This is a genomic window from Intrasporangium mesophilum (assembly GCF_054783095.1).
The window spans coordinates 97,788-123,663 of the sequence record NZ_BAAGRF010000014.1 but is presented as its reverse complement, the minus strand read 5'-3'; the positions used below and the strand labels follow the sequence as shown (position 1 = coordinate 123,663).

Sequence of the window (25,876 nt, the reverse complement as noted above, 5' to 3'; positions counted from 1 at the left end):
GCCCATGTCATCGGCGTCGGGTTCGGTAGGCGCACATGACCTCAGTCACCCGTCGCGCGTCGTCGACAGACATCCCAGCATGAAGGGGGAGCCGGACAAGTCTGGCGGCGACGTTCTGAGTCACCCGGCAGGGCTCGGGCGCGCGACCGAGGGCGAGTCCGGCAGGGGACGAGTCCAGCGGCTGGTAGTGGAAGGTGGCAACGATGTCGTGTGAAGCGAGGTGGTCGATGAGCCCTTGCTGATCCTCGGCCTCGGGCATCACGACATAGAACAGGTGTGCGCTGTGGCGGCATCCCTCCGGTACCGCCATGAGACGCGCTCCGACCGCGCCCGCCCAGTCGGGAAGAGCGGATGCATAGTGGTCCCAGACAGCATGGCGTCGGGCCTGGATCAGCTCGAAGCTCTCGAACTGTGCGAGGAGCACGGCGGCGAGCAGCTCGCTGGGCAGATACGACGACCCGTGATCGACCCAGGTGTACTTGTCGACGGCTCCACGGAGGAACGCCGTACGATTCGTGCCCTTCTCACGAATGACGTTGGCTCGCTCGAGATACGAGGCATCGTTGATGAGCAGGGCCCCGCCCTCGCCGGACGTGATGTTCTTCGTGTCGTGCCAGCTCTGAATGCCGAAGGTTCCGAACGTGCCCAGGTGCCGCTGGCCGCTGAATGCGCCGAGACCATGCGCGTTGTCCTCGACGACGTCCAGTGCGTGGTCGCCCGCCAGCGACATGATCCTTGTCATGTCGGCCGAGACCCCGCCGTAGTGCAACGCGAAGACTGCCTTGGTCCGGGGTGTGATGGCGTCCCCGGCCTTGTCGGGGTCGATGTTGAGCGTGTCAGGTGATATGTCCACGAATACCGGAGTGGCGCCGCGGAGGGCCACTGCGCTGGCAGTCGACGAGAACGTGAATGCCGGAACAAGCACCTCGTCGTGCGGCCCCAGGTCCAGGAGCAACGCAGCCATCTCGAGAGCGTGGGTCCCGGATGTCGTCAGGGTGGCTGCCGAGGCCGCCGTATATGTGACCAGCCACTCTGTTGCTCGCTGGGTGAAACTGCCGTCGCCATGCCAGTGCGTCGATGCCAGCACCTCGGCGAGGTATTCCTGCTCCAGGCCGGTTCGGTACGGCGCCGAGAACATGATTCGCTCCACGGCGCCAGTCTTGCATCGTGCCAGGGCCTAGTCTCGCAGGGTGCTGACACCCTCTCAGGGCGGCCGAAGTGGCGCCTTGCCCATCCGGTACGTCGTGGTCGCGGGAGCGACCACGCTTGGATACCTCGGGGTGCTCAAGCTGTTCCTGACGACCGACCTGCCCTACATGGTGTCGATCGCGTGCGCGCAAGCGGTGGTCATCCCGGTGGCCTTTGTCGCCTACCGGTCCCTCGTCTTCGGCCCAGGAAGTACCGTATTTGTCGACTTCACACGGTTTGTCGGCGTATGGGCGGGAGGCGCGATCCTGGGTGCCGTCGCCACACCGATTCTCGTGGAGCTGGTCCGGATGGACCCATGGATCGCCCAGCTCCTTGCCATCCTGGTCGTCGCCGGGGTCTCGTTCCTGAGCCATCTGCGGCTCAGTTTCCGCCGGAGTCACCGTTGACCGGCGGGCGAGCGGGTTCGCGTCGATACTGATCCGATGAAGGTGTCGGTCGTCGTTCCGTGCTATCGCTCCAGGGAGACACTCCCGGACCTTGTTGAAAGGCTCCACTGTGCCCTGCCCGCGTGGACGGACGACTTCGAGGTGATCCTCGTCGTCGACGGTTCGCCGGATGATACGTATGCCGTGGCCCGACGTCTCGAGCGTCAGCATCCGCGCACCGTCCGGAGTCTGCTCCTGCGCCGGAACTACGGCCAGCACAACGCGATACTCGCGGGCCTCTCGCGGTCGAGGTTCGAGGTCACCGTCACGATGGACGACGATCTGCAGCATCTGCCGGAGGAGCTCGGAAAGCTTCTCGAGCCCCTGCAGAACCCCTTGGTGGACCTGGTGTACGGCGTTGGCGACGTCGAAGAGCACGGTTTTGCCCGCTCCCTGGCCTCTCGGCTGGTCAAGGGCGGCCTGGCGGTTGCCGGAGTGCCGAACGCTCGCGACGTCAGTGCCTTGCGAGCCTTCCGGACCGACCTTCGGGACGGCTTTGCCCATGTCGCCGACCCGTTCGCCTCGGTGGACGTGCTGCTCAGCTGGACGACGACCTCGGTCCGGCGGGTGCCCGTTCGGATGGCACACCGGGCGGTCGGGCAGTCGGCCTACACCTTCATGGGCCTGGCCCGACACGCCATGAACATGGTCACGGGCTATGGGACGGCACCGCTGAAGCTCGTCGCGTGGATGGGCTTTCTCTGCTCGGTCCTGGGTTTCGCGCTGTTGGTGACGGTACTCGTCAGGTACTGGATGGGCTCCATCGAGGTGGCCGGCTTCACCACGCTGGCCTCACTCCTGGCCATCGTGTGCGGCGCAGTCATGCTCTCCATCGCCATTCTCGGGGAGTACGTCGGCAGGCTGCACTTCCGGTCGATGCAGCGTCCGATGTACCTGATCAAGGAAGACAGCCGCATCGACGGCCCGCGTGCCGGCGTCCCCGGGATCGAGCTGCCGACCATCGTCGAGCAGGCTGATGACGACGCCATAGCGGACGCACTGGCAGAGCGATACGTAGGGTCCGAGCTGGAGTCCGAGCCCGAGAGTCGCGACGAGGTCGTGGGCTGAACGTGGCCAGCACGTTTATCTCGGGAACGCAGCGCGCGGCATACAAACGTCAGGCAGACTGACCCCTCGTGCGACCGGGGAGCGTAGGGACAGTGGTGGGATCGAGGGTGAGCCCGTCGGGCTCGCGCATGCGCGCAGCCGCCGGTCCGGTGGCAGTCGTGGTGCTGAGCTCGATCGCGGCGGCGCAGGCTCTGCAGGTCTGGAGATGGCGACCCGGCACGCCACTCGGTCTGTCCGGCGATGCCCCCTACACGGCAGCCTTGATCCAGGGTTACATCGACTACGGGCCGTACGCGAAGAACCTGACGTTCGGCGCCCCGTTCGGGATGAGCACCGGCTGGGCATCGACCGGCGACGACCTGCATGTCTGGATCCTGACGCTCCTGGGGTGGCTGACCCACAGCGCCATGACGACCATGGCCCTGTACTTCTTCCTGTGCTTCCCGGCATCGGCGCTGGCCATGTACTGGCTGGCGCGGCAGTACTCGATCACCCGGCCGGCGGCCGTCATGGCCGGCGTCCTCTTCGCTGTCCTCCCGGGGCAGCAGGAACGGTTCCAGCACCTGTTCCTCACGGCATACTGGGCGATCCCGTTCGCCGCCTACCTCATCATCGAGACCTGTCGCGGCCGGAGCTTCTGGACATCGCCGAGCGCTCGGTGGCTCGTGCCGGTGTTCGGTCGGCGTCTGCCGGTCAGTCGTCTGCTGATGCTGGTCTGCATCGCGCTGGGAGACATCTACTACGTCGCGTTCACCCTCGTGATCATCGCCCCGATCCTGGCACTTCGCTACCTGGCCAACCGGGACCTGGGGCGTGCCCTTCGTCTCGCCCTGCCTTCGGCGCTCGTGGCTCTCATGGCGTTGGGCAGCATCATGTTCGCGCGCACGCGCATCTCGGGCGAGACCGTGACCGGGCCGATGGCCTGGGGCCGAACGTTCGTCGACTCCCAGCTCTGGGCGGGTCAGCTGATCGACCTGTTCCTGCCATGGTCGGGCCACCGGGTCGCGAGTCTTGCGACGCTGACGAACGTGTACCTGGCACGGACGGAGAACTACCACGAGTCGGATGCGATCGGCGTCGTCGCCCTCATCGGCGTGGTCGGAGTCCTGGCGGTTGCGCTGTCCCGCCTGCTGTCCGGCAAGGTCCGTGAGGCCTCGGTCGTGTCCGCGATCGCCGTGAGCGCGCTGATCACCATCGGCTACTTCTGGCAGGGTGGCCTGGACGCCTTGGTCGCGGTCTTCGTGACGCCCCAGATTCGGACGTGGTCACGCCTCTTTGCCTTCATCGCCATGTTCGGGCTGCTCGCAGTCGGCCTCTGGATCTCGTGGCTGGCCAGGCGTGGCTGGAAGGTGGCAGCGCGATGCGCAGCGCTGGGCCTGCTCCTGCTCGGGGTCCTCGACCAGACCAATCCGGGCCGCGCCCCGGCATACGAGGCGCAGCAGGCTCGATTTGCCTCCCTCTCCGAGTTCGGCCAGCAGGTCTCGGCGAAGCTGGGCCCTCGGTGCGCGATGTTCGAGCTGCCGGTGGTGCAGTTCCCTGAGGTGGCGGACGACGCCGTTGCCGACCTGCTCTCCCTTGGGGTCGCGGCACCGCAGCTCTCCTGGAGCTTCGGCGCGATCAAGGGCACGGCAGCGTCCGACTGGCAGCTCGGTCTGCCGCTCGACGACCCGGCCGCGCTCAAGGACCAGCTCGCAGCGACAGGCTTCTGCGGTGTGGTGGTCCACAAGGCGGCGGACACCAGGATGCCGGAGACCGTCCGTGGTCTCACGGCCGCTCTCGGGTCGCCCATCGCCCAGACCGGAGACGGGCTGTTTCGCGCCTACGACCTCAGGCCCACGGCTGAGTCCCTGGACGGTCGCCTGACACCCGACCAGCTGACGACCCTGCGGCAGCGCGTCTTCCACCCGGTGGTCGCCGGGTTCGGCGGCGTCCTCGCAGTCCCCGAGTCGACCGGCCTGGTCCAGCGACTCGGCCCCACCCCGAGCATCGGGTTCAGCAACATGAGTGATCGGACCCAGAACGTTCGGGTGGCGATCGAGATTCGTGGAGCCTTCTCGACCAACCGGTTCAGGCTCCACGGGCTCCGTGACACCGACTGGGTGACGGTCGGCGAAGGCGAGTCGAAGACGCTGAGCCTGGAGCTCCCGCTACCACCAGGACAGTCGACGCTGTCGATCGAGGCACGGGGGGCCGTCGAGGACCTGACACTGCTGAGAGAGCCCGCACGACTTCCGATCCTGTCGTCGGCGACGGTTGAGGCAGTGTCGCCCGATGACGTGAACGTGGGGCTGAGTCTCCCGACGCCCTGAGGCGCTTGTCGACTCGCGCCACCTATCGGGTCGTATGCCGCTTCATCACGACGTAGCCGTCTGCCTTGGCCACGGCGTCGAAGCCATGCTCCATCGCCAGCCGCGCGCCTTCGGAGCCGGTCCGGGCCACGACGACGTCGACGTGCTCGAGGACCCGGCTCGCCGTCTCGACCCCGTGCCAGTAGTCGAGATAGTCCGCCTGGTCGGACCGGTCGAACGCGTCGATCGGGTTCGACATCCAGACCCGGACGCCGCCGGCCGCGAGGTCCTCCGCGAGGGACCCTGGCGCCAGAACCGTCATGCCCGTCGACTGCGACGCCACGGAGTCGACGAGCGTCGCCGGGACGAACGACCCACCGCGCACGGCGAGCATCGCCACGGAGGCGAGCGCGGCCAGGCCCACCAGGACACCATCCACGGGTCTCAATCGCACTGCGTGGCGACCGGGTTCACCGGCACGGCCCCGAGCTGCCAGGCGGGTGAATGCCAGTGCCGCCGGGACGAACAGAATGACGAGAAGCCAGAAGCCGTTTCGGGCCGACAACAGCGTGCCGGCTCCCAGACCCACGATGGCGACCCACTCCCAGGCGGACGCCGCCCGCGACAGGGCGACAGCGAGAATGAGGACGCAAGCGACACCGATCAGCGTCACGTCGAACGGGCGGTCCAGACTCGGCGGCGCCCACAGCTCCTGCCTTCGTGTGGCCGCCTCGTTGGTGAGGACGGACGTGTAGTAGCGCCAGGTGTTCACGTGGGCGGGGTTGACCGCGAGGGCCAGAACCCCCACCAGCCCAACGGCCACAGCGGTGAACGCCTGGCCAGGCACACGGATCCGGGAGGCGACCAGGTAGGCGCCGAGGAGCGCCACTCCGACGAGTGCCGACCCATGGAGGTTGCCCCAGACGACGAGAAGCGGAACGGCCAACCAGATGGCCCGCGTCGGCCGCTCGTGCTGACGCCTGAGCAGGACGACCAGGAGCGCGGCGGGCACGAACGCCAGGAGCTGAGCGCGCACGATGCCGAGCGTCGGTAGTGCGCCGCAGGTGACAGCGATGACGGTTGCGGCCGTCGGCAGGCTGCCCGCGCCGGACGACCGTGCCTCGAGCGCAAGCAGTGCAAGGAGCGTTCCGGCGGCGAGGACCAGGGCTGCCGGAAGGGCCCAGTCGCCCACAGCGTCGATGCCGTAGAAAACCAGTTCGCCGAGGACGGGCACGTTCGCCCACGAGCTCGAGTCGGCAGCAGCGAAGGGCACCCCGACCGGGATGCGCCCGGTCGTGGCGATGTGCTTTCCGAGTGCAGCGAGCCACCTGGCGTCGGCGCCGAAGGTCACCGATCGGGCCAGCACCACCATGGCGATCGCCACCGCTGCCGCAGGCGCCGCGGCCGTGAGCGCAGCCCGCCGGCGTGACGCTTCGTCAGTCGTGGCTGGTCCCCGAAGAGCTTGGTCCGCCATCCCGGTCATCGATCCCCCAAGCACGTGCATTCCCGCACGATGATGCACCATCTACCCCAGTTCGGGGGGCGAATCCTGCCCGTCCTGCGGGTTACATGTCAAATTTCGGGATTCTGGTGACACCTGTCTGGCAGTCGCCTACGGTGCTCCCCGGGGGACCACATCGGGTGGCCCGTTTCCAGGGAGGATCTCTTCATGACCAAGCTTGCTGCCAAGCTGCAGACCCGCATCCACGCTGCCAAGGACAAGGGCGCGACCGCCGTCGAGTACGGCCTGCTCGTTGCCCTCATCGCCGCCGTCATCGTGGCGATCGTGGCCGCGGTCGGGAACAAGGTCAGCACCGCCTTCAGCACGGTGAACAACGCGCTCTGACGCGAGGCGGCCCGGGCATGCCATCGCGTGCCCGGGCGCCAATCAGATCCACCACGCCGGAGCGGATAGGCTCCGGCCAGGGTTCACCGGGCACAGCCAGGTCAACCTGGGAGATCTTGGGAGGGATTACCGTGTATGGGCTGTTTAGGAACCTCGTGACACGCCTGCGGGGCGTGCGCGAGAATGGGGCGACTGCGGTTGAGTACGCCCTGCTTGTCGCACTCATTGCTGCCGTCATCATCGCCATCGTCTTCGCCCTCGGCCAGACGGTGAGCGGTGCGTTCAACACCGTCAACGACGCGCTCTGAGCGGAACCTTTGTGCCCACCCAACTGCAGTCCCACGATGCCCTGCCGTGGCAGCCGCGAGGCGCGGCCAGGCGTCGCTCGTCGAAGCGTGAGTCGGGCACTTCCGCGGTCGAGTTCGCGATTCTCATGCCGGTCCTCTTCATGGTCATTGCAGGAATCGTCGACTTCGGCCGCGCTTTCTTCGTGGAGATTCAGCTCGCGAACGCGGCGCGCGAAGGGGCGCGCGCCGCGGTCGTCCTCGCCGGCGACTCCACCTATACAGCCAAGGTCACGGCTCGTGCGACCGCGGCCGCTCCGGCCGTCGGATCCTTGACCATCTCGACGACTTCGCCGGACAGGCTCTGTCCGACTCCGGCAGACTCGAATGCCAGCGCGCAAGTGACGGCGTCGGCACCTTTCCAATGGATCATCATGCGCCCCGCCATTGCGTTGGTGGGCAGCAGCTGGGGACTCAACGGCACTCTCACTTCGACGGCGGTGATGCAATGCGGTGGCTGAATCTGCGTTTCCCGAAGCCCGGAGGGGAGAAGGGTGCCGTCGCGACGCTCGTGGCGATACTTGCGGCAACCGGGGTCATCATGGGCATGCTGGCGCTCAGCGTCGACGTCGGCAACATCATGTTCGAGCGCCGCCAGCTCCAGAACGCGGCCGACGCGACATCGATGGCTCTGGCCCAGGCATGCGCCAAGGGCGAGACACAGGCTGGACAAGCGTGCGGGTCGGCGGGGGACGCGTCCACGCTGCTCAAGCCGCTTGCCAACGCCAACTCCAAAGACGCTCTGACCCGGGTCCCGGACACCGGGATCTGCGGCAGCGGCGTCCCGACGTTGCCGGCCTGCGCGAGCCTCGGCTCGGCCAGCCAGCTGAGCGAGTGCAACCCGCTCAACGACTCGCTGGCCCCGGGCCTTCCGTACGTCGAGACTCGGACATACACCGAGTCGAACAGTACGACGCCGACCGTCCTGCCGAAGTTCTTCTCGCAGGCGATCACCGGCGGGGGGAGCGGGAGCACCGTGACCTCCTGCGCTCGCGCCGCCTGGGGGCCGGGAGCCCCGGCCTCGGCCTCGGTCGTGTCCCTCACGATGTCCGAGTGCGACTGGGCCCGGCAGGTTGGCTTTCCGGCTTCCACGAACTACCCGGCTGGACCTGACGGCGCCTGGCCGGGCTACTCGAACACCGACAGCCGGCCGGACTGGCCAACGAGCGAGGACACGGTCTACTCCAAGGGCAACGACACCACGTGCGACACGTCGGCCCCTGGGGGCACGGCCCCTGGCGGGTTTGCATGGCTCGACGGCCTCCTCGGCTCGTGCTCGGGGACCGTCACAGACAGCAGCTGGATCCACGGCGACACTGGTGCCGACGGGTGTCCGGATGCCATGTTCCGGCCGCTGCTCGGCACGGTGATCTACGTCCCGGTCTTCAACTGCATGATGCCGAGCAATCCGGGACGCGAACCCGTGGCCACGGACGACTGCAACTCTGGCAATGGAAACAACACGTGGTACCACATCTCCGGTTTCGCCGCCTTTTACCTCAGCGGATGGCGCCTGACGCAGGGCACCCAGAACAGCATCCGTCCCCCGAACGCTTTGTGCGGTACCAGCAATTCGCAGCGCTGCCTCTCAGGATGGTTCCTGAAGGACCTCATTCCCGCTGGTCAAATCATCCCCCCAACCCCGGGAGATCCGAACTATGGATTGACCGTTGTAAATCCTGCTGGTTAGCACCAACCCGAACTTCTCGAGGGAACACATGAATCGTCGCATTCTCGCCATCATCGTCGCCGTTCTTCTTGCTGTCGGCGGCGGCGCACTGGTCATCATGTATGCGCAGAACGCCGACGAACGGGCGATCGCGGAGCAGACCCCTTCAACCGTCTGGGTCTCCAAACAGCTCATCCCGACGGGCACGACCCTCAAGGACGCCCAGCGTACGGGCCTGATCGCCGAGACGTCGGTCGCCGCGAAGGCGGTGCCGGCAGGTGCCCTGCAGGACATCAATGCGGACAACAACTCGCTGCTGGCGCTGTCCGAGATCCCGCCGGGCCAGTTTCTCCTCGCGGCAGGCTTCGGCACGACGCCGGTCGGCACCAAGGCCATCGAGGTGCCGAGCGGCATGCTCGCCGTGTCGGTCGCTCTGTCGGACCCGGCTCGCGTCGGGAAGTTCGTCACCCCGGGCTCGCACATCGCGATCTACCAGTCGTACAAGATCAAGGACCTGCGCGACACTCCCGAGGCCAAGATCCTCAACGAGAACGACATCCATGGCACGAGCCTTCTGCTCAGCGACGTCCTCGTCATCGGCATGGGCGACTCGCCGCTGGCCGGTGCGGCGGCGCAGCAGCCGGCCAACGGCCAGGCGACGACGACGCAGGGCGCCACCGGCAACTTCCTCGTCACTGTCGCGGTCAAGCCGACCGATGCCCCGGTGCTCATCCACGGCATCAACAACCGGGTCCTGTATGCGGCCCTCCGAGGCTCCGACGTCAAGGTCGACCCGGGTCTGGAGGTCACGGATCTCCAGCTCAGAGATGCGGTGAGTCAATGACGATCCTCTGGGACTATGACCCCGTCGCCACCGAGAGCTATCGCTTTGCGCTGGGTGGCGACGCGATCCAGATGAACTCCAGTGCCCGGGTCAGCCGGGCTCTGGAGGACGACCCGACCCAGACGCTGGTCGTCATCGGGCCCGACATCGACCTCGAGTCGGCCTGCGAGCTGGCAGACCGTGAGCGAGTCGACCGTCCGGAGCTCGGCGTCATCCTGCTGCGCCATCGCCTCGACATCACCGTCCTCGCACAGGCGCTGCGCAGCGGGGTCCGAGAAGTCGTGCAGGCCGACGACCAGACGGCGCTCGCGGAAGCGGTGCGCCGTTCGCTGTCTCTGACACAGCAGCTTGCCGGGCACACGTCTCACGGGATCGGGCGGGACGGGAAGGTCATCACCGTCTTCAGCGCCAAGGGCGGCGTCGGTAAGACGACGATGTCGACGAACCTTGCGACGTACCTCGCGTCCACCGGCGCGAGGACACTGCTCGTCGACCTCGATCTCATGTTCGGCGACGTCGCGATCAGCCTCCAGCTCCAGCCGCACGGCTCGGTCCGCGACGTCGTCGCGATGAGCGGACACCTCGACGAGCAGGGCGTCCAGTCGGTCGTCACCACGCATCAGGACAGCGGTCTCGATGTCATTGCGGCGCCGGCAGACCCTGCCGATGCCGACCGCGTTCCGTCGCACGTCGTCGTCGAGCTGCTCCGGATATCGCGAGTCCAGTACGACTACATCATCGTGGACACGCCTCCGTCGTTCACCGAGCACGTGCTCGCAGCGTTCGACGTCAGCGACCTGACGGTTCTCATCGCCACGCTCGACATCCCGGCGGTCAAGAACCTTCGCATCGCGATCAACACGCTCGACACTCTCGGAGCAACGAAGGAAGCACGGACGATCGTGCTCAACCGTTCCGACGCGAAGGTGGGCCTCAAGGCCGACGACGTCGAGGCTGCGCTCAAGACACCGATCTCGGCCAACGTCCCCAACAGCCTCTCGGTGCCGGCTTCGATCAACCGGGGCGTGGCGCTCGTCATCGACGACCCGCGCAACCCGGTGTCGGTCGCGATCCGGGACCTGGCCGACCACGAGATCCGCCGCCGCTTCGGCGAGGACATGCAGAACGGCGCGAAGCGCAGCTTCGGCCTTTTCGGGGGTAAGAAATGAGCAACCTGGCCGACCGTCTCGACCGCGCCCGGCAGTCGCAGATCGCTGAGCCCGCCACACACGCCCCCGTCAGGCCTCAGAACGGCGCGGCCCGCAGACGGGGTGCCGACCCGTTCGCCAACGTCAAGGAGCGGGTGCACCAGTCGCTCGTCGAGTCCCTCGGCCCGCGGCTCTACGACCCGCACCTGTCGGAGTCGGAGCTCGCCGCGCAGGTGCGACAGACACTGCAGGACGTCATCGACTCCGAGCAGACGCCCCTTTCCCACTCCGACCGGACCCGCATCGCCCAGGACGTCTCCGACGACATCCTCGGCCACGGCCCACTCGAGCCCTACCTGCGCGACGCAGAAGTCTCGGAGATCATGGTCAACGGGCCGGACGACATCTACATCGAGCGTGACGGCCGGATCTATCCGGTAGACGCCAGCTTCTCCGACGAGTCCCACCTGCGCCGGACCATCGACAAGATCGTCGGCCGCGTCGGCCGGCGCGTCGACGAGTCGAGCCCGATGGTGGACGCCCGCCTGCCCGATGGTTCGCGTGTCAACGCGGTCGTGCCGCCGATCGCCCTCGATGGCTCGCTCCTGACCATCCGGAAGTTCTCGGCCGACCCGTTCACCGACCGCGACCTCATCTCGTTCGGGACGATGTCCGTCAGTGTGCGCAACTTCCTCGAGGCCTGCGTGAAGGGCCGCCGCAACATCGTCATCAGCGGCGGCACCGGCTCCGGAAAGACCACGACTCTCAACGTGATCAGCTCGTTCCTTCCGGATGACGAGCGCATCATCACCATCGAGGACGCCGCCGAGCTCCAGCTTCACCAGGACCATGTGCTGCGGCTCGAGGCCCGCCCGTCCAACATCGAGGGTCGCGGCGAGATCCCGATCCGCGAGCTCGTGCGCAACAGCCTGCGCATGCGTCCCGACCGCATCATCGTCGGTGAGGTCCGCGACGGCGCGGCCCTCGACATGCTCCAGGCGATGAACACCGGTCACGACGGGTCAGTCACGACGGTCCACGCCAACTCACCCCGTGACAGCCTCTCCCGACTGGAGACGATGGTCCTCATGGCCGGCGTCGAGCTGCCCGTGCGCGCCATCCGCGAGCAGGTCGCCGGCGCCATCGACCTCATCGTCCAGCAGTCGCGCCTCAAGGACGGCTCGCGCCGCATCGTCCAGGTCACCGAGGTCGTCGGCATGGAGTCCGACGTGGTCACGCTCCAGGACATCTTCACGTTCGACTACTCGGCCGGCCGCGACGAACACGGCCGCTTCCTCGGCCAGCTCGTGCCGACCGGCATACGTCCCAAGTTCACGCAGGACCTCGCCGACCTCGGCGTCGACCTGCCCATCTCGCTCTTCTCTCGGGTGGGCCTGTGAGCCGTATGCGCCAGCGCGTCGCAACCTTGACGAGCGTGCTGGGACTGACGCTGGGCATGGTGGTGCTGGGCTCCGGCCTCGCCCATGCCGCAGACCCGGTCACTGTGGGGCTCAGCGACGTCAAGACGTCGACAGACGCCAACGCGTCGACCCTCACGGGAGTGCTCACCCTGCGGAGCAAGTCGGACGTCCAGGTCGACCCGTCGAGCCTCAAGGTCACGGTCGACGGCAAGGAGTACGCCGCCACGGTCAACCAGGCTCCGAAGCGCGACCGCAAGGCGATCCTCGTCATCGACACGAGCGGTTCGATGGGCGCGCAGGGGATGGCGACCGTGCGGTCCGCGGCCCGGACCTACCTCAAGACCGTGCCGGCGGACGTCAAGGTCGGTGTCGCATCGTTCGCGGACACGGCGGGCGTCGACCTCCCCCCGACCCTGGACCGCGCTGCCGCACAACGCGTCATCGACGGACTGGTGGCGAGAGGTGACACGAGTCTCTATGAGGGCGTGCAGGATGCCGCAGTCGCCCTCGGCACGACGGGCGACCGCAGCATCGTCCTGCTCAGCGACGGCGCGGACACCATCGCCGACAACAAGGCCCTCGCGCTCAAGAACACCGTGACCCGCCTGCAAGCGCGTGACATCCGCGTCGATGTCGTTGCGTTCAAGACGAGCGACCCCGATGCCACCAACGCTCTCAAGGCGTTTGCAGCCGCGAGTGGCGGGTCCGTCGTCTCCGCGAGCAACTCAGCCGCCGTGTCGTCGGCCTTCCAGACCTCTGCGCAGGCGCTGAACCGCCAGGTGCAGTGGGCTGTCGAGGTGCCCGAGACCCTGACCGGTCAGCACAAGTACGAGATCTCGGGCACGGCCGGCGGCACCGGCTTCGACTTTGCCAAGACCGTCGCGTTCGGCACGCCCCCGGCTCCCGCACCGACCGGCACCCCGGCGGCGACGCCGGCCGCCACCCCGCCGGCCGCAGCGCAGGGACAGTTCTCCATCGGCTCGGTCGACTTCACCGACAAGACCCCGTTGATAGCGAGCCTGGCGCTGGCCCTGGCGCTCTTCCTGTTCACCGCGATCGTCCTGATGCCGTCGTTGCAGACCAGGCGCGAGCGTCGCGTCGCCTCGATCGACGAGTATGTCGCCCACAGCGGAATGTCCTTCTCCCGCAAGGAGATCAAGGCCGTCCAGAGCTCCCTGGCGACCCAGCTCGTCGACCTCGGCGAGCGTGTCATGGCCGACCGGAAGTCGACGAGCAAGACCATGGCGCTCATCGAGCGTGCCGACCTGCCCTTCCGGGCGGGCGAGTGGCTGCTGCTGCGGGTCGTCGCGGTGATCGTCGGTGCCTCCCTGGGGTTCCTCCTCGCCGGCGACGCCAAGCTGCTCGGGCTTGCTGCGGGTGCCGTCCTGGGGATCATCGCCATGCCGATCTGGCTGCGGATCATGGCGAACCGCCGCGCCAACAAGTTCGAGGCCCAGCTGCCCGGGCTCCTGACGCTGATCTCGACGAGCCTTCGCAGCGGTTTCGGGCTTCCTCAGGCGCTGGAGGCCGTGGCGCAGGACGCTGCCGAACCAGCGGGCAAGGAGTTCCGCCGCGCACTCGCCGAGACGCGGATCGGGACCGACATCTCGGACGCGCTCGACCGGGTCGCGGCCCGGATGGACAGCCAGTCGATGCACTGGACTGTCCTGGCGATCCGCATCCAGCGCGAGGTCGGCGGCAACCTCGCAGAGACGCTCAGGACGACCGCGGGAACGCTACGAGAGCGGGAGTCGCTGCGGCGTCAGGTCAACACGCTCTCAGCGGAGGGTCGCCTGTCGGCGTACATCCTCATCGGCCTGCCGATCCTGCTGTTCTTCTACATGCTCAGGGCGAACTACGCCTACGTCAGCCTGCTCTGGACGCACCCGCTGGGGCTGATCATGAGCGCCGCCGGTGTGGTGGCCCTGATCATCGGCATCTTCTGGATGCGCCAAGTCGTGAAGATCGAGGTCTGACATGGACATGAACCCGATCTATGTCGCCGCCGGCCTTCTCGCCGTCGGACTGCTGGTCGGCATCCTGACCCTCGGCCTGTCGTCCGGCGAGCCGCGAGGTGTCGCCAAGTCGCTCCTGCTCATCGAGGACCAGGTCGACCATCGCAACGTCGTCAAGAGCGACCTCGGCGGCAAGGACCGGTTCGTCACGCCGATCTTCGAGCGCACGCGTGGCCTGGCTCAGAAGCTGTCCCCGAGCGGCGCCGAAGAGCGTCTGACCGCGATGCTCGACCGGGCCGGCAACCCGGCGCCGTGGACCGTCGAGCGGATCATGGGCGCCAAGGGCGCCTCCTTGTTGCTCGGGGTGCTGCTCGGGCTGATCTACAGCGACTTCCACCTCGTGGGCGTGCTGTATGCCGCTGTGCTGGGAGGCGCGCTCTTCTTCCTGCCGGACCTGCTCCTCTACAACGCCGCCCTGCGCCGCCAGGAGCAGACGAGCAAGAGCCTGGCCGACGCGCTCGACATGCTCAGCGTGTGTGTCGAGGCCGGACAGGGCTTCGACGCGGCGCTGCTCCAGGTCGCGCGCAACGTCGAAGGTCCGATCGCGGGCGAGTTCGCTCGCGTCATCTCCGAGATCCAGATCGGCAAGTCGCGCGGCGAGGCGTTCTCCTCGATGGGCGAACGAGTGACCCTGCCTGAGGTGAAGAGCTTCACGACCGCCTTGGTGCAGGCCGACCGGCTGGGCCTGCCGATCGCCGCTGTGCTGCGAGAGCAGACGACGAACATGCGGCTCGTGCGCAAGCAGAAGGCGGAGGAGAAGGCTCAGAAGGTCACCATCAAGATCCTTTTCCCGCTGATGTTCTGCATCCTTCCCGCGCTCTTCGTCGTCATCATCGGCCCGGGAGCCATCCGGATGATCCAGGCCTTCTCCGGCTTCTGACCGGTCCGCACTCTCCACCATCACCGTGACCTCGACGACGAAGACCACCAGCCCGGCATCGACGGAGCCGGACGACCAGGATGCCGCTGCTCCGGCCGGAGTACTGAGCTACGGGATGCGTGTCGCGATTCCCGGAGTCCTGATCGCGTTCGGCGCCGTGAAGGTCCTGCAGTCCATCTCGGACCCCGACACCTTCTGGCACATCCGCGCCGGCGAGCTGCTTTCGGGCAGCTGGGACTTCGTCATCAACGACCCGTACAGCGCGTCGTCGCAGCTGCCGTGGATCTTCAACCAGTGGCTCCCGCAGCTGCTGATGTTCCAGGCGTACGACCACTTCGGGCTGCCTGGGGTTGCGTGGCTCCGGTCGCTGGCAGCGGTCGCGATCTTCGCCACCCTCTGGTGGGTCTGCCGGCGCAGGTCCGGACTGCTCATCACCTCGATCCTGCTCGCGCTGACGACGGTCGGGATGGCCGGGAGTCTCTCGCCTCGGCCCCAGGTGGTCTCGTTCGCGTTCGCGATGGTGACGACCTCCGCATGGATGGACACGATCGCCGACAAGAAGCCGCGCTGGTGGCTGATCGCCATCTCGTGGGTCTGGGCGTGCTCGCACGGGCTGTGGTTCGTGGGGGCTGTCATCGGCGGCGTGGTGCTGGTCGGCATGCTGGTAGCCAGGCTGCTGTCCGTGCGCGAGGCCGCCCGCCTGGCGCTCATCCCCGTCCTGTCCGTCGTCGTGGCCATGGCCACGCCGGTCGGCCCGCGGCTGCTGCTCTCACCGTTCCAGGTGCACGACGTCACGCAGTACATCACTGAGTGGCAGCCGCCCGAGGCGACGTATCTGCCGCTTCTCGTCGTCCTGGTGATGCTGCTCCCGCTGATCGTCGCCGTCGCTCGGAAGCCGAGCCGCCAGAGCGTTCCGCTCGTGCTGCTCGCGCTGCTCGTCCTGTTCTTCGCCATCACCTACGCGAGGACGGTGGCCATCGCGGCAGCGATCGCTGCGCCGATGGCCGCGGCGGCCCTGCAGGCGGTCGTCCCGATCCCGGCGGAGCGGATGACGCGTCGGGAGGTCATCACGACCGCGTCACTCGCCTGCGTCGGGCTCGTGCTCGCGGCCGTGATGGCGCCCTTCGTCGCGGCGAAGCCGGGGCTCGGACCGAACGCACTCGACAAGGACATCGCTGCGCTGCCACAGGGGACCGTGGTCTGCAACGTGTGGGAGTACGGCGGGTGGCTCATCCTGCAGCACCCCAACGTCAAGGTGACCCAGGACCCCCGAGCCGAGCTCTACACCCAGGCCCACATCCGGCACTACCTGGACTTCATCAATGCCCTGCCGGGCTGGGAGAAGTACCCCGCGGAGAACGGGTGCACCTACGCCTTGGTCGACAACGACCTGGCCGTGACGAACAACCTGCGCGCCCAGCTGGGCTGGACGGTGGTCGCAGACCGTGGCGGCACGAGCCTGCTGCGGGCCCCCGCGTCGAGCTAGCCGTCAGCCGGCGGTGACGGACTCCAGCTCGCCGACCTTGGCCGACAGGGCCTCGAGCAGTGCGGCAAGCTCGGCCTGCCGCTCGGGTGTCGCGGTCAGCTCACCCTCGGGCGAGACGTCCTGGGTGAACACGAGGCCGGTCGAGCCGACGACATCGGCCTTGACGTGGCCGAGCACCTTGGTCAGGTCGGCGGTGGCGTCGGCCGCGCCGGTCCAGCCGTAGCCGACGAGCGCGATCGGCTTGCGGTCCCACTCGGCGAACAGGTAGTCGATCGCGTTCTTGATCGGGGCGGGAAAGCTGCGGTTGTACTGCGGCGTCACGACGACGATCGCGTCGGCCTCGAAGACCTTGGACGCCCAGTCCTTGGTGTGCGACTTCGCGTAGTTGCCGTTGCGCGGCATGTCCTCCTCGTCGAAGAACGGGAGCGACGAGAGGTCGAGCAGCTCCACCTCCCAGTCGGAGGCCGGGGCCTGCTCGGCGACCCACTGGGCCACCTTGGGGCCGATGCGGCCGGGACGCGTGCTGGAGACGACGATACGCAGTTGATTCACGGTTCAACTAACTATCACGTGGCCCTGGCCATTCCCTGAGGGTGTCCAGGGGCAGTGTGCGCTGGGTCACGTGGTGGAGCAACGCAGATGCTCCGCCCAGGCCGTATGCCGGTGCGTCACGCGAGCGGGAGGGCGCCCCACCCAGTGTCGAGCGGGAGGGCGCACCCCGTCCAGAGTCGAGTGGTCATCTCGAGTCAGGGGCCTGCGATGGCACCTGACGACACGGCATCCACGATGCCGAGGACCGTGCTCGCGTAGCGCACGGAGTGGTTGTACGACAGGACCGCCGCCCGCAGGTCGGCCGGCTGGGACAGGTCGCGGCCACCCGCACACAGGTAGTGCGCAGCCGCAAGCGCAGCGTCCTCGATGTTCTGTGGGTCCTTCACGCCGTCGCCGTTGCCGTCGGCGCCCCAGATCCGCCACGTCGCCGGGATGAACTGCATCGGACCTACCGCGTGGTCCCACACCGGGTCGCCGTCGAGGGCGCCGCCGTCCGTGTCATGAATTGCCGGGTAGGCGCCGCCATCGAGGGCTGGGCCGATCACCGGCGGCACGGCGTCGTGCGCGGCATCAAGCGTGCGGCCACGGAGCGTCGACGACTCCACCTCGCCGATGGCGGCGAGGAGCATGACGGGCAGGTGGCACTGCCCGGACTCCGCCTTCGCGGCTGCCACGTAAGCCGCCCAGATGATCTGGTCTTTCGTCAGTGCCGCCGAACGCCCCCTCTTGGTGGCCACGCTGGCGAACGGGACCTTGATGACGGCCTTCGGCTGCCAGTCCCGGGGTTGCGCACTCGACCCGCCGCCAGGCTCGAGGCTCGCCACCGACTGCGGCTGACTACCAGCGTGCGAACCAGCCTGAGACGCAAGCGGACTCGTCACCACAGATGTCACCGTGATGAAGAACTGCAACAGAACCGGTGACACGAAGTCGTCCGTCGTCCGTCCGAGAGCGTCCAGGTATGGGTCGGGCGCGGACGGGGTCGCCGCAGGTGCTCCCGGTGCCGGAGTTGCGCGACCGTCCGGCCCGATGCTGGCCAGCGCCGACGGCGAGGGTGTCGGCACGGGTCCCGAGTCGTCCGCGTGCGCCGTGGTCGCCAGCCCCACGGATGCCAGCCCGACCGGCGCCAGCGCGACGGCCACCCCAGCGATGGCCGCGGCGACGAGTCGCACTGTCCGACGCGGCATACCGACCATGATCCCAGCCCCTCGACGACCTCGTGCCCACACGGTGCGGATTCGCAGGCTACGTGCAGAGCGAGCGGGCGCTCGCCCACGCACGCGCACGGCATACGCCGCCGACTCCGCGCCGAACGGCGTATGCCGCCCGCCTTGGTGGCGGGCGGCATACGCCGTGGGGCTGGTCAATGCCCCGAGTGATCCAGGTCAGCGCACGGCGTACGCGCCGGTCACGATCTGGGTCACCTTGGCGCCGGAGCTGTCGGTGACCTCGACCTTGAGGGTCACGTTCTTGCCCGACGCGCCGGTGTGGTCGACCGTCGCCGTCCAGGCGCCGGCGGTGTTCGTCACCGTGGCGTCCGTCCACGTCGTGCCGCCGTCGTACGACCACGCGACCTTGGCATCGGTGATGTCACCGGGCGTGTAGCCGCCGTGCCCGCCGACGCGGATCGACAGCTGCTGGCCGCCCGATGCAGCGAGCGTCTTCAGGCCGTCCTCCGGCAGACCCACCCGGGGGAAGAGCAGCGGCAGCGCCCGCGAGAACACGTCAGGCTCGATGTGCGACCGGAAGGCCCACGTCGTGGCCACCTGCGTCGACCGCCTCCAGGACTGCGCGGAGGGGCCGAACTTGAACTGGTTCATCGTCAGCTCGTAGAGCGAGTCCGCGGCCGGCACCTCGAACACACCGGACGTGAACGGGCTCGACCCGATCAGGACGCCGTCGCGCTTGAGCTGGAGGCTTCCGGCGTCGCCGAAGCTGCCCGGCATGGCCGCGTGGCCGAAGCCGTCGCCGTACATCTGCGGCGCGAAGCCCATGAGCTCACCCTGGCGCTCCGCCGTCAGCTGCTCGACGCCGTCCTCGTCGTGGATCGCCGTGGGGGCGATGACGCCGCCGTGCCACTGCTCGGTGCGGGTGCTGCCGGCCGGGTAGCTCCGCCACGGGCCCTCCATGGCCTCGCCGAACGGCAGGCTCGACATGACCCACTGCTTCCACTGCGTGCCGTCGTCCGTGAACAGCTCGGTGCGCTTGCCCGGCTCGGGCACGGAGTCGAAGTTCGACACCGCGAGGCTGGTGCCGTCGGGGCGGCGGATCTGGGAGAAGCCGACGAAGGCCGTGTCCACACCCATCGCGGTGTACGTCGCGTCGACGCTGCCGAGCTTCTTGTCGTGCACGACATACGTCTTGTCGTCGGTGACCGGGGTGTTCTCGGTGAAGCCGAGGTTGTAGACGTACGGGCTGCGAGCCGTGGCCTTCCACGCCAGGCTCAGCTCGTTGCCGGGAGCCGAGGCGAGGGCCGCCTTGAGGGCGTCACCCTCGGCCATCGGCAGCGCGTATGCCGCGACCGGGACCGCCGGGAAGCCGACGCTCGGGAACCACTGGCCCGTCACCGGACGGTAGAGCAGCAGCGCCTTGGCTCCGGCCGACTTCGCGAGGTTCGCCATGGCCGAGGTCAGGTTGCCCGTGGGCGAGGTGAGCCGGACGAGGGCCACCTTGTCCTTCACCTTGGCCGCCGTCAGGTCACTGGCCGTGCCCGCACCGGCGTCGACGACGGGGGCCTGGGCCGTGCCGTCGAGGCCGGCAGCCGTCATGATGGGTGCCGTCGGGTGCAGCGTCGCCCCGCCGACGACCGACATCGACTCGACGGCAGGGGCGTACCGGCGGCTGTACGTGCCGAGTTCCCACGTCCCGTTCTGCGGCTTGCCCTGGACGTCGGCATAGATCGCCTTGACGGTGGACCCGCCGAGCATCGAGCCGGCGTGGATCCAGCCGTCCCACAGGCGTGAGAAGGTCAGCGTCGTCGACGCGGCCACGCTCGGCCGGTCGGTCTTCACCGACAGCAGGTGCGCCTTGCGGGCGTCGAAGTCGATCGTCGTGTCACCCGAGATCGTGATCTCGGGGCGAGCGAAGTAGGCGATCGAGTCGAGCGCCGGGGCGTTCCTGTCACCGTCGGGGGACTGGACGTAGCCGGACAGCAGGTACGTCCCCGGCCGGACGGCATACACCTGCTCTGCCGCGCCGTTGTTGGAGCGGCGCTCGCCCTTGGGCGAGTCCGTGTTGATGACGTCGACAGACGAGGCGCCCGCGGCCGGGTTGCCGAGGCGGTCCGTCATCCGGATCTTGAGCGTCACGGTCTGCGGCTGGACGTACATCGCGAACGGCGTCGTGACGGTCCGGCCCTCGGCCGTCTTCGCGACCACGCGACCGGTGATGTCGCCATACTGAGCGGCGTCGAGCTTGACGGCCGGGTTCACCGTGAGTGGCACGACGGCTTTGGCGCCGGCGGGCACGGTGACGGTCGTCGCCGCGAGCTTGGCAGCCGGGAACTTCAGGGCCGAGCCGTCGTCGCCGGTCATACCGGCCACGGCCAGAGTCAGCGTGACGTCCTTGTCGGTGAGGTTCGTGTAGGGGACATCGAGCGTCTTCTGCTGGCTCGCGGGGTGCGGCCAGTCGAAGGTGCCGGCCTGTAGGACCTCACTCGTCACCTCTTCGTCGAGCGCGGCCTTGACGTCGACCCGGCCGGCGCCCGAAGCGCGCACGTCACCTGGGATGTTCGGGTCGCTCGACGACACGAGGGCGGCCTTGAGCTGGGAGCCGGTCCACTCGGGGTGAGCCTGCTTCACGATCGCGGCCGCGCCGGCGACGTGCGGGGTCGCCATCGACGTGCCGGACATGGACACGTAGGCGTCGTCCCCACGACCGCCCGAGCGTGCGGCCGAGATCGCGACACCCGGCGCGGAGATCTCCGGCTTGAGGGTGTGGGTGTATGCCGCCGGGCCGCGGCTCGAGAACTGGGCGGCCGAGTCGTCCCGGTCGACCGCACCCACCGACAGGACGGCTGGGGCACATGCCGGGCTGGAGACGGTGTTGTTGGCGGGGCCTGAGTTGCCTGCCGCGATGACGAACAGGCTCGAGCTCGTCTCCGAGAGGTGCTGCGCCGCAGTGGCCATCGGGTCGGTGCAGTTGCCTGGGGCGCCGCTCTGGCCGAGGCTCATGGAGATGACGTCTGCGCGCTGGGCGACGGCCCACTCCATGCCGGCGATGATGCCCGAGTCGGTGCCTGAGCCGTAGTCGTCGAGGACCTTGCCGATGAGCAGTCCGGTGCCGGGGGCGACGCCCTTCTTGAGGCCGTCACTGGCCGCGCCGGACCCGCCGACGGTCGACGCGGTGTGCGTGCCGTGGCCGTGCTGGTCGTCCAGTGCGCCGCCGTACGAGCCCGTGAAGTCCTGCGAGCCCACGATGCGGCCCTGCAGGTCGGGGTGCTCGGCGTCCGCACCCGTGTCGAGGACGGCGACCTTGGTGCCCGTGCCCGTCAGGCCGAGTGCCCACGCCTGGTCCGCGTGGATCTGCTTCGTCGACCGGTCGAGCATGGCGCTCACCTTGCGGTCCAGCCAGACCTTCTCGACCTCCGCACCGGCCGAGGTGGACGGGTCGGTGATGTCGGCGAAGAACTCGGCCGCGTTGCCCTTGTCGGCCTTCATCGCCACGCCGTCGATCGAGCGGAGCGTCTTGCCCTTGGTCGCGGCCTGCGGCGTGGTCGGGGCCGAACGCGTGTCGACCCGCGTGGTGTAGGTGGTGATGACGGGAAGGGTCTTCGTGCTCGCGTCGTCGTATCCCTGCGCGACGAGCCCGGTGACGTTGAACAGCTCCTCGTCGACCTTGCCCTCGGCCAGAGCCTTCGCGGCGTCCTCCGGGTAGACGTACACGTCGTTGCCGACGCGCCGGGTCTCGACCGTCGGGACCGTTCCGTCCTCGCGAGGCAGGACCGTCACCGACGGCGACTTCGTGCCGGCACCCTCGACGACGACCACGTCGCCGGTGATGAGGGTGACCTGGTGGGTCTTTGCGGCGGACGCGGTGCTTGCGGCGGAGCCGACGATCGGGCGTCTGCTGACGTCCTGACCGAAGGCACTGGGAGTGGCCGCGGTGGCGGCGAGGACCGCGACGGCCGCCACTCCGAGGCTGTAACGCCAGGTTGGGCGCATGCTCTTCCTCCGAACGGTGGTGCGCGGGCCCGCCTGATCGGGCCCGCGCAGCTGAGGGGGCAAAGCCGGGACGAGGGGTGACCCGGCGCCGAGTGACCCAGCGCCGGGGGACCCGGCGCCGGCTGACCCGGCGTCGCCAGAGTGCCCGAGTGACCGGTTCGTCCGGAAGAATGAGGACAAGGCGGTTGTGCGCCATGGCGGGGGTGCGCCACGCAGCCTCTGGTGTGGTGCGTGCCGCCGCCGTCACGTGTCGGGGATTGCGAAAGGAGCCTGCGTGGACGTCCTCGCGGCCTTGGGTCTGACGCCCGAGGAGGCCGCGCTCTACCGCGTCCTCGTCGGGCTCGGTGCGACCGGCCTGGCCGACGTCGCCCGGCGCAGCAACGTGTCGAGCCCGGAGGCAGAGCTGGCCCTCGTGGCTCTGGAGCAGCGCGGCCTTGTCGCGCAGTCGGCCGCGACGCCAGGCAGGTGGGTGGCTGCCCCGCCGGGGATTGCGCTGCGGGCACTGGTGAACGACCGGCGCCACGAGCTGGAGCAGGCCGAGCTGGCTGCCGCCCGGCTCGCCGACATCCACCGCACGGAGGCCGCCGGAAACGTGCACGACCTCGTCGAGGTGGTCGTCGGAGCGAGCGCCGTCGGCCAGCGGTTCCACCAGCTGCAGCTCGGTGCCGTCGAGGAGGTCTGTGCCTTCGTCAACGACCAGCCGACCGCGGTCCCGGCCGCCGAGAACCAGGCCGAGGACATCGCGGTCGGCCGGGGCGTGCGCTACCGGATCGTCCTGGAGCGTGACGTCGTCGAGCAGACCTCGCAGCCCGAGCTCGTCGCCGTGCTCCGTCGCGACGAGGAGGTGCGCGTCGTCGACCGGGTGCCCACCAAGCTCGTCATCGCCGACCATCGGACCGCAATGGTGCCGCTCGAGGCGGAGTCCTCCGACCCGGCCGCACTGGTGATCCACGCGACCGGGCTGGTGCAGTCGCTGCAGTCGCTGTTCGACCTGGTCTGGCGCGACGCGTGGCCCCTGGTGTTCGCCTCGCCCGCGGCGGAGGAGGTGGTGGAGTCGCAGCCAGGGCCGGACGAGTTCGACCTGCAGGTCCTGTCGCTGCTCATCGCCGGTGCCTCGGATGCCCGGGTGGCGCGGCAGCTCGACGTCGGGCTGCGGACCGTCCAACGCCGGGTGCGCTCGCTGATGGACGCGACCGGGGCCACCACACGCATCCAGCTCGGCTGGGCGGCATACGAGCACGGCTGGCTCCGCCGCCGCTGAATCTCGGGGCGTGCGAGCAGTTTGCGCCATTCGGTTAATTGTCAACCAATTCGACAGATTTAGCACAAGTGCGCGGTGCTCCTCGCTGCGCATCGCGGCGACCAGTGCGGCTTCGAGGGGTCATCGCCACCTAGGTTGGTGGATTCCCTTGGTGTCCACCTGAGTTCGCAGGGTCATTCCCGGCTCGGTCGATGATGGCCGGGCCCGCTAATCAGGGTCGCCATGTTGCTTAGCTCTGCCAGTTTACGCAACCGCCGTAGTCGACGCTGATCGAGCGTGTTGACGGCTTCAGCATGTCTGCCTGCATTATTAGGTACGAATGACGAAGACGCGTCTATTGCGTCGAACAGAAACGGGGAAAATGTGATGCATCGGCTGGTGATGGCTGCGCTGGGAGCGGTGGCGTTGATAGGGGTAACGTCTCTGCCCGGGACTGCGCAGGCGGACTCGACACATGAACGCACCAGAGCAGCGCTCTCCCGCTCGCGAACGGGCACTGGACCAAGGACGACCTGGCGCTCATCAAGTCGCAGCCCGACCTGGCTGGGCAGGTGCCTGACCCGAGCCGAATGCCGGACGTGACGGCCAGCAGCGCGCCGGTGCAGATCAAGGCCATGGCCACCACGGCGGTCGCGGCCAGCACGTGCAAGGCGTAGTGGCTGAACTACAGCTACTACTCGCTGCTCGGAAGCAAGATCTATACCTGGCAGAAGTACGTCTCACTCTGCTACAACGGCTCAGCCGTTACGTCGGTCAACGAGCGCTACGACTGGCTCCCCTACCGCCAGTCGATGGTCATGCTGCGGGAGCGGACGATCGACGACCAGTCCGGTAAGGGCACCTGGCAGTACTACAGCCGGATCGAGCGCCACTTGGAGTACTGCGTCGCCAAGTACGGGTGCTACGCGGACACCTACCCGTGGGGCCAGATGAAGATCACCGGGAACGGGCAGTGGACTTACACCGGGGCTGACTCGTGAGGACGTGGATGAAGGTCGTTCTGCTGGTCGCGATCGGGATCCTCCTCGTCTTCCTGCTTGGACCCGTCATAGGTAGTCTCGAGCTCGGCATCATCGCGGTCCTCGACGCGCTCGCAATCGGGCTGGTCGTGCACCGTGACCGGAGAAAGAACGCGGCAGGCGCCTGACATCCCGGGCCTGCGTGGAGACCCACCGCGTAGTAGGTGCACGCGCGGCCGAGGTCTGTCGGAAGGTCTGCGCCTTCTGGTGGTGATCGCCCCCAGCAGGCGCAGACCTTCCGCGTGACGATCTGTTTCACCATCGGCGTCCCGCAATCGCACGTGGCGACGGCGGGCACCCTTAGGCTGCAAGCGTGAAGGTGGGCATCGTCCTTCCCCAGTCGGCGGCCGAGGGCGGCGACACGTGGCGCGAGATCCTCGCCGTCGCGCGCCAGGCCGAGGCCGGCGGCGTCGACAGCCTCTGGATCTGCGACCACTTTCTCCACCGGCCCGCCGACGGACCCGAGAACGGCTACCACGAGGCGATGACGCTGCTCACCGCGCTCGCGGCCTCCACCGACCGGGTCGAGCTTGGGTCGCTCGTGCTCGCGACCTCGTTCCGCAGCCCAGGCATTCTCGCGAAGATGGCGGTAACCCTCGACGACGTCGCCGACCAGCGCCTCATCCTGGGTCTGGGCTGCGGCTGGCACGAGCCGGAGTACCGCGCGTTCGGCTACCCGTTCGACCACCGCGTCGGCCGGTTCGAGGAAGTGCTGAGCGTCGTCGGTCCGCTGCTCGCCGGCGAGCGAGTCACCTTCCACGGCAACTGGACTCACGTCGATGATGCCGTCGTCCTGCCCGCCCCACGCCGACGGGTGCCGCTCCTCGTCGCGGCCGAAGGCGATCGGATGCTCCGCCTCACGGCTCGCCATGCCGACCAGTGGCAGACCGCCTGGTACGGCCGACCCGACGACCGCTGGACCCAGCGGCTGGACCGCTTCCGAGCCGCCTGTGAGGCGGAGGATCGCGACCCCGAGTCGCTCGCGCTGACCGTCGGCGTGGACGTGCACGGCTCGCTCGCGGAGCTCACCGACGGGGCTCGGCACCTGCCGGTCGACGCCGGGGCCATCGCCGACGGCCTGGCCGCATGGTCCGACGCAGGGGTGCACCACGTGCAGCTCGGCCTCGAGGTATGCCGCCCTGCCGACGTCGACGTGGTCGTCGACGCACTCGCCCGCGTGCGCGCTTGACGCGCGCAGTGTGCCCCTGGGCGTCAGGCGTCGTCGTCAGGCGTCGCAGA

At 68.3% G+C, this 25,876-nt stretch carries 22 protein-coding genes; 17 read left to right on the top strand and 5 right to left on the bottom strand.

Annotated elements, in window-relative coordinates:
• Nucleotides 1-7 precede the first annotated feature (7 nt).
• A complete protein-coding gene (gene rffA / locus ACYVLP_RS13600) occupies nucleotides 8-1,150 on the bottom strand; it encodes a dTDP-4-amino-4,6-dideoxygalactose transaminase (RefSeq protein ID WP_460627882.1) in 1,143 nt (380 codons plus the stop codon).
• A gap of 40 nt (nucleotides 1,151-1,190) precedes the next feature.
• Between rffA and ACYVLP_RS13595 the strand changes: the two genes are divergently transcribed.
• From ACYVLP_RS13595 to ACYVLP_RS13585, 3 genes are all read left to right on the top strand, one after another.
• The gene (locus ACYVLP_RS13595) at nucleotides 1,191-1,595 is read left to right on the top strand and encodes a GtrA family protein (protein WP_460627881.1); all 405 of its coding nucleotides are present in this window, start codon (nucleotides 1,191-1,193) and stop codon (nucleotides 1,593-1,595) included.
• A 36-nt stretch (nucleotides 1,596-1,631) separates the two neighbouring features.
• Entirely contained in the window at nucleotides 1,632-2,702 is a 1,071-nt protein-coding gene (locus tag ACYVLP_RS13590; protein WP_460627880.1) for a glycosyltransferase family 2 protein, read from the top strand.
• 107 nt (nucleotides 2,703-2,809) lie between these two features.
• Entirely contained in the window at nucleotides 2,810-5,011 is a 2,202-nt protein-coding gene (locus ACYVLP_RS13585; RefSeq protein WP_460627879.1) for a hypothetical protein, read from the top strand.
• Nucleotides 5,012-5,033: 22 nt separating this feature from the next.
• Here ACYVLP_RS13585 and ACYVLP_RS13580 read toward each other — a convergent pair whose 3' ends face one another.
• Nucleotides 5,034-6,494 carry a hypothetical protein gene (locus tag ACYVLP_RS13580; protein WP_460627878.1) on the bottom strand — a complete coding sequence of 487 codons (1,461 nt, stop codon included), beginning with the start codon at nucleotides 6,492-6,494 and terminating at the stop codon, nucleotides 5,034-5,036.
• 165 nt (nucleotides 6,495-6,659) lie between these two features.
• On the opposite strand from ACYVLP_RS13580, the gene ACYVLP_RS13575 reads away from it, so the two are divergent.
• The 10 genes from ACYVLP_RS13575 to ACYVLP_RS13530 all read left to right on the top strand — a co-directional run bounded on the left by ACYVLP_RS13575 (nucleotide 6,660) and on the right by ACYVLP_RS13530 (nucleotide 16,643).
• A complete protein-coding gene (locus ACYVLP_RS13575) occupies nucleotides 6,660-6,836 on the top strand; it encodes a Flp family type IVb pilin (RefSeq protein WP_452270019.1) in 177 nt (58 codons plus the stop codon).
• A 155-nt stretch (nucleotides 6,837-6,991) separates the two neighbouring features.
• Nucleotides 6,992-7,144 carry a Flp family type IVb pilin gene (locus ACYVLP_RS13570; protein WP_460627877.1) on the top strand — a complete coding sequence of 51 codons (153 nt, stop codon included), beginning with the start codon at nucleotides 6,992-6,994 and terminating at the stop codon, nucleotides 7,142-7,144.
• An 11-nt stretch (nucleotides 7,145-7,155) separates the two neighbouring features.
• Nucleotides 7,156-7,641: a TadE/TadG family type IV pilus assembly protein gene (locus ACYVLP_RS13565; RefSeq protein ID WP_460627876.1), complete on the top strand. Its 486-nt coding sequence runs from the start codon at nucleotides 7,156-7,158 to the stop codon at nucleotides 7,639-7,641.
• Nucleotides 7,629-8,870: a TadE/TadG family type IV pilus assembly protein gene (locus ACYVLP_RS13560; protein WP_460627875.1), complete on the top strand. Its 1,242-nt coding sequence runs from the start codon at nucleotides 7,629-7,631 to the stop codon at nucleotides 8,868-8,870. The genes ACYVLP_RS13565 and ACYVLP_RS13560 overlap by 13 nt, the downstream gene beginning before the upstream one ends.
• A 28-nt stretch (nucleotides 8,871-8,898) precedes the next feature.
• Nucleotides 8,899-9,693 (top strand): Flp pilus assembly protein CpaB, encoded by a 795-nt coding sequence (gene cpaB / locus ACYVLP_RS13555; RefSeq protein WP_460627874.1) that lies wholly within the window; start codon nucleotides 8,899-8,901, stop codon nucleotides 9,691-9,693.
• Nucleotides 9,690-10,862 (top strand): AAA family ATPase, encoded by a 1,173-nt coding sequence (locus ACYVLP_RS13550; protein ID WP_460627873.1) that lies wholly within the window; start codon nucleotides 9,690-9,692, stop codon nucleotides 10,860-10,862. Before cpaB ends, ACYVLP_RS13550 begins: the two co-directional genes overlap by 4 nt.
• Entirely contained in the window at nucleotides 10,859-12,241 is a 1,383-nt protein-coding gene (locus ACYVLP_RS13545) for a CpaF family protein (protein ID WP_452270013.1), read from the top strand. The genes ACYVLP_RS13550 and ACYVLP_RS13545 overlap by 4 nt, the downstream gene beginning before the upstream one ends.
• Nucleotides 12,242-12,246: 5 nt before the next feature.
• The gene (locus ACYVLP_RS13540) at nucleotides 12,247-14,238 is read left to right on the top strand and encodes a type II secretion system F family protein (protein WP_460627915.1); all 1,992 of its coding nucleotides are present in this window, start codon (nucleotides 12,247-12,249) and stop codon (nucleotides 14,236-14,238) included.
• A 1-nt stretch (nucleotide 14,239) separates the two neighbouring features.
• Nucleotides 14,240-15,157, top strand: coding sequence for a type II secretion system F family protein (locus ACYVLP_RS13535; RefSeq protein ID WP_460627872.1), 918 nt, complete (start codon nucleotides 14,240-14,242; stop codon nucleotides 15,155-15,157).
• 25 nt (nucleotides 15,158-15,182) lie between these two features.
• On the top strand, nucleotides 15,183-16,643 hold the full coding sequence (locus ACYVLP_RS13530) for a hypothetical protein (RefSeq protein WP_460627871.1): 1,461 nt from the start codon (nucleotides 15,183-15,185) through the stop codon (nucleotides 16,641-16,643).
• 3 nt (nucleotides 16,644-16,646) lie between these two features.
• Here ACYVLP_RS13530 and ACYVLP_RS13525 read toward each other — a convergent pair whose 3' ends face one another.
• From ACYVLP_RS13525 to ACYVLP_RS13515, 3 genes are all read right to left on the bottom strand, one after another.
• Nucleotides 16,647-17,195, bottom strand: coding sequence for an NADPH-dependent FMN reductase (locus ACYVLP_RS13525; protein WP_460627870.1), 549 nt, complete (start codon nucleotides 17,193-17,195; stop codon nucleotides 16,647-16,649).
• A 194-nt stretch (nucleotides 17,196-17,389) separates the two neighbouring features.
• Nucleotides 17,390-18,562 carry a lytic transglycosylase domain-containing protein gene (locus tag ACYVLP_RS13520; RefSeq protein ID WP_460627869.1) on the bottom strand — a complete coding sequence of 391 codons (1,173 nt, stop codon included), beginning with the start codon at nucleotides 18,560-18,562 and terminating at the stop codon, nucleotides 17,390-17,392.
• A gap of 18 nt (nucleotides 18,563-18,580) precedes the next feature.
• On the bottom strand, nucleotides 18,581-22,357 hold the full coding sequence (locus ACYVLP_RS13515) for a S8 family serine peptidase (RefSeq protein ID WP_460627868.1): 3,777 nt from the start codon (nucleotides 22,355-22,357) through the stop codon (nucleotides 18,581-18,583).
• A gap of 274 nt (nucleotides 22,358-22,631) precedes the next feature.
• On the opposite strand from ACYVLP_RS13515, the gene ACYVLP_RS13510 reads away from it, so the two are divergent.
• The 4 genes from ACYVLP_RS13510 (at nucleotide 22,632) to ACYVLP_RS13495 (ending at nucleotide 25,826) form a co-directional block, all read left to right on the top strand.
• Nucleotides 22,632-23,618 (top strand): helix-turn-helix domain-containing protein, encoded by a 987-nt coding sequence (locus ACYVLP_RS13510; RefSeq protein ID WP_460627867.1) that lies wholly within the window; start codon nucleotides 22,632-22,634, stop codon nucleotides 23,616-23,618.
• Between the two features lie 791 nt (nucleotides 23,619-24,409).
• Nucleotides 24,410-24,598, top strand: coding sequence for a hypothetical protein (locus ACYVLP_RS13505; RefSeq protein WP_460627866.1), 189 nt, complete (start codon nucleotides 24,410-24,412; stop codon nucleotides 24,596-24,598).
• A gap of 8 nt (nucleotides 24,599-24,606) precedes the next feature.
• Nucleotides 24,607-24,765 (top strand): hypothetical protein, encoded by a 159-nt coding sequence (locus tag ACYVLP_RS13500; RefSeq protein ID WP_460627865.1) that lies wholly within the window; start codon nucleotides 24,607-24,609, stop codon nucleotides 24,763-24,765.
• 185 nt (nucleotides 24,766-24,950) lie between these two features.
• Nucleotides 24,951-25,826 (top strand): LLM class flavin-dependent oxidoreductase, encoded by an 876-nt coding sequence (locus ACYVLP_RS13495; RefSeq protein ID WP_460627864.1) that lies wholly within the window; start codon nucleotides 24,951-24,953, stop codon nucleotides 25,824-25,826.
• Nucleotides 25,827-25,876: the final 50 nt, after the last annotated feature.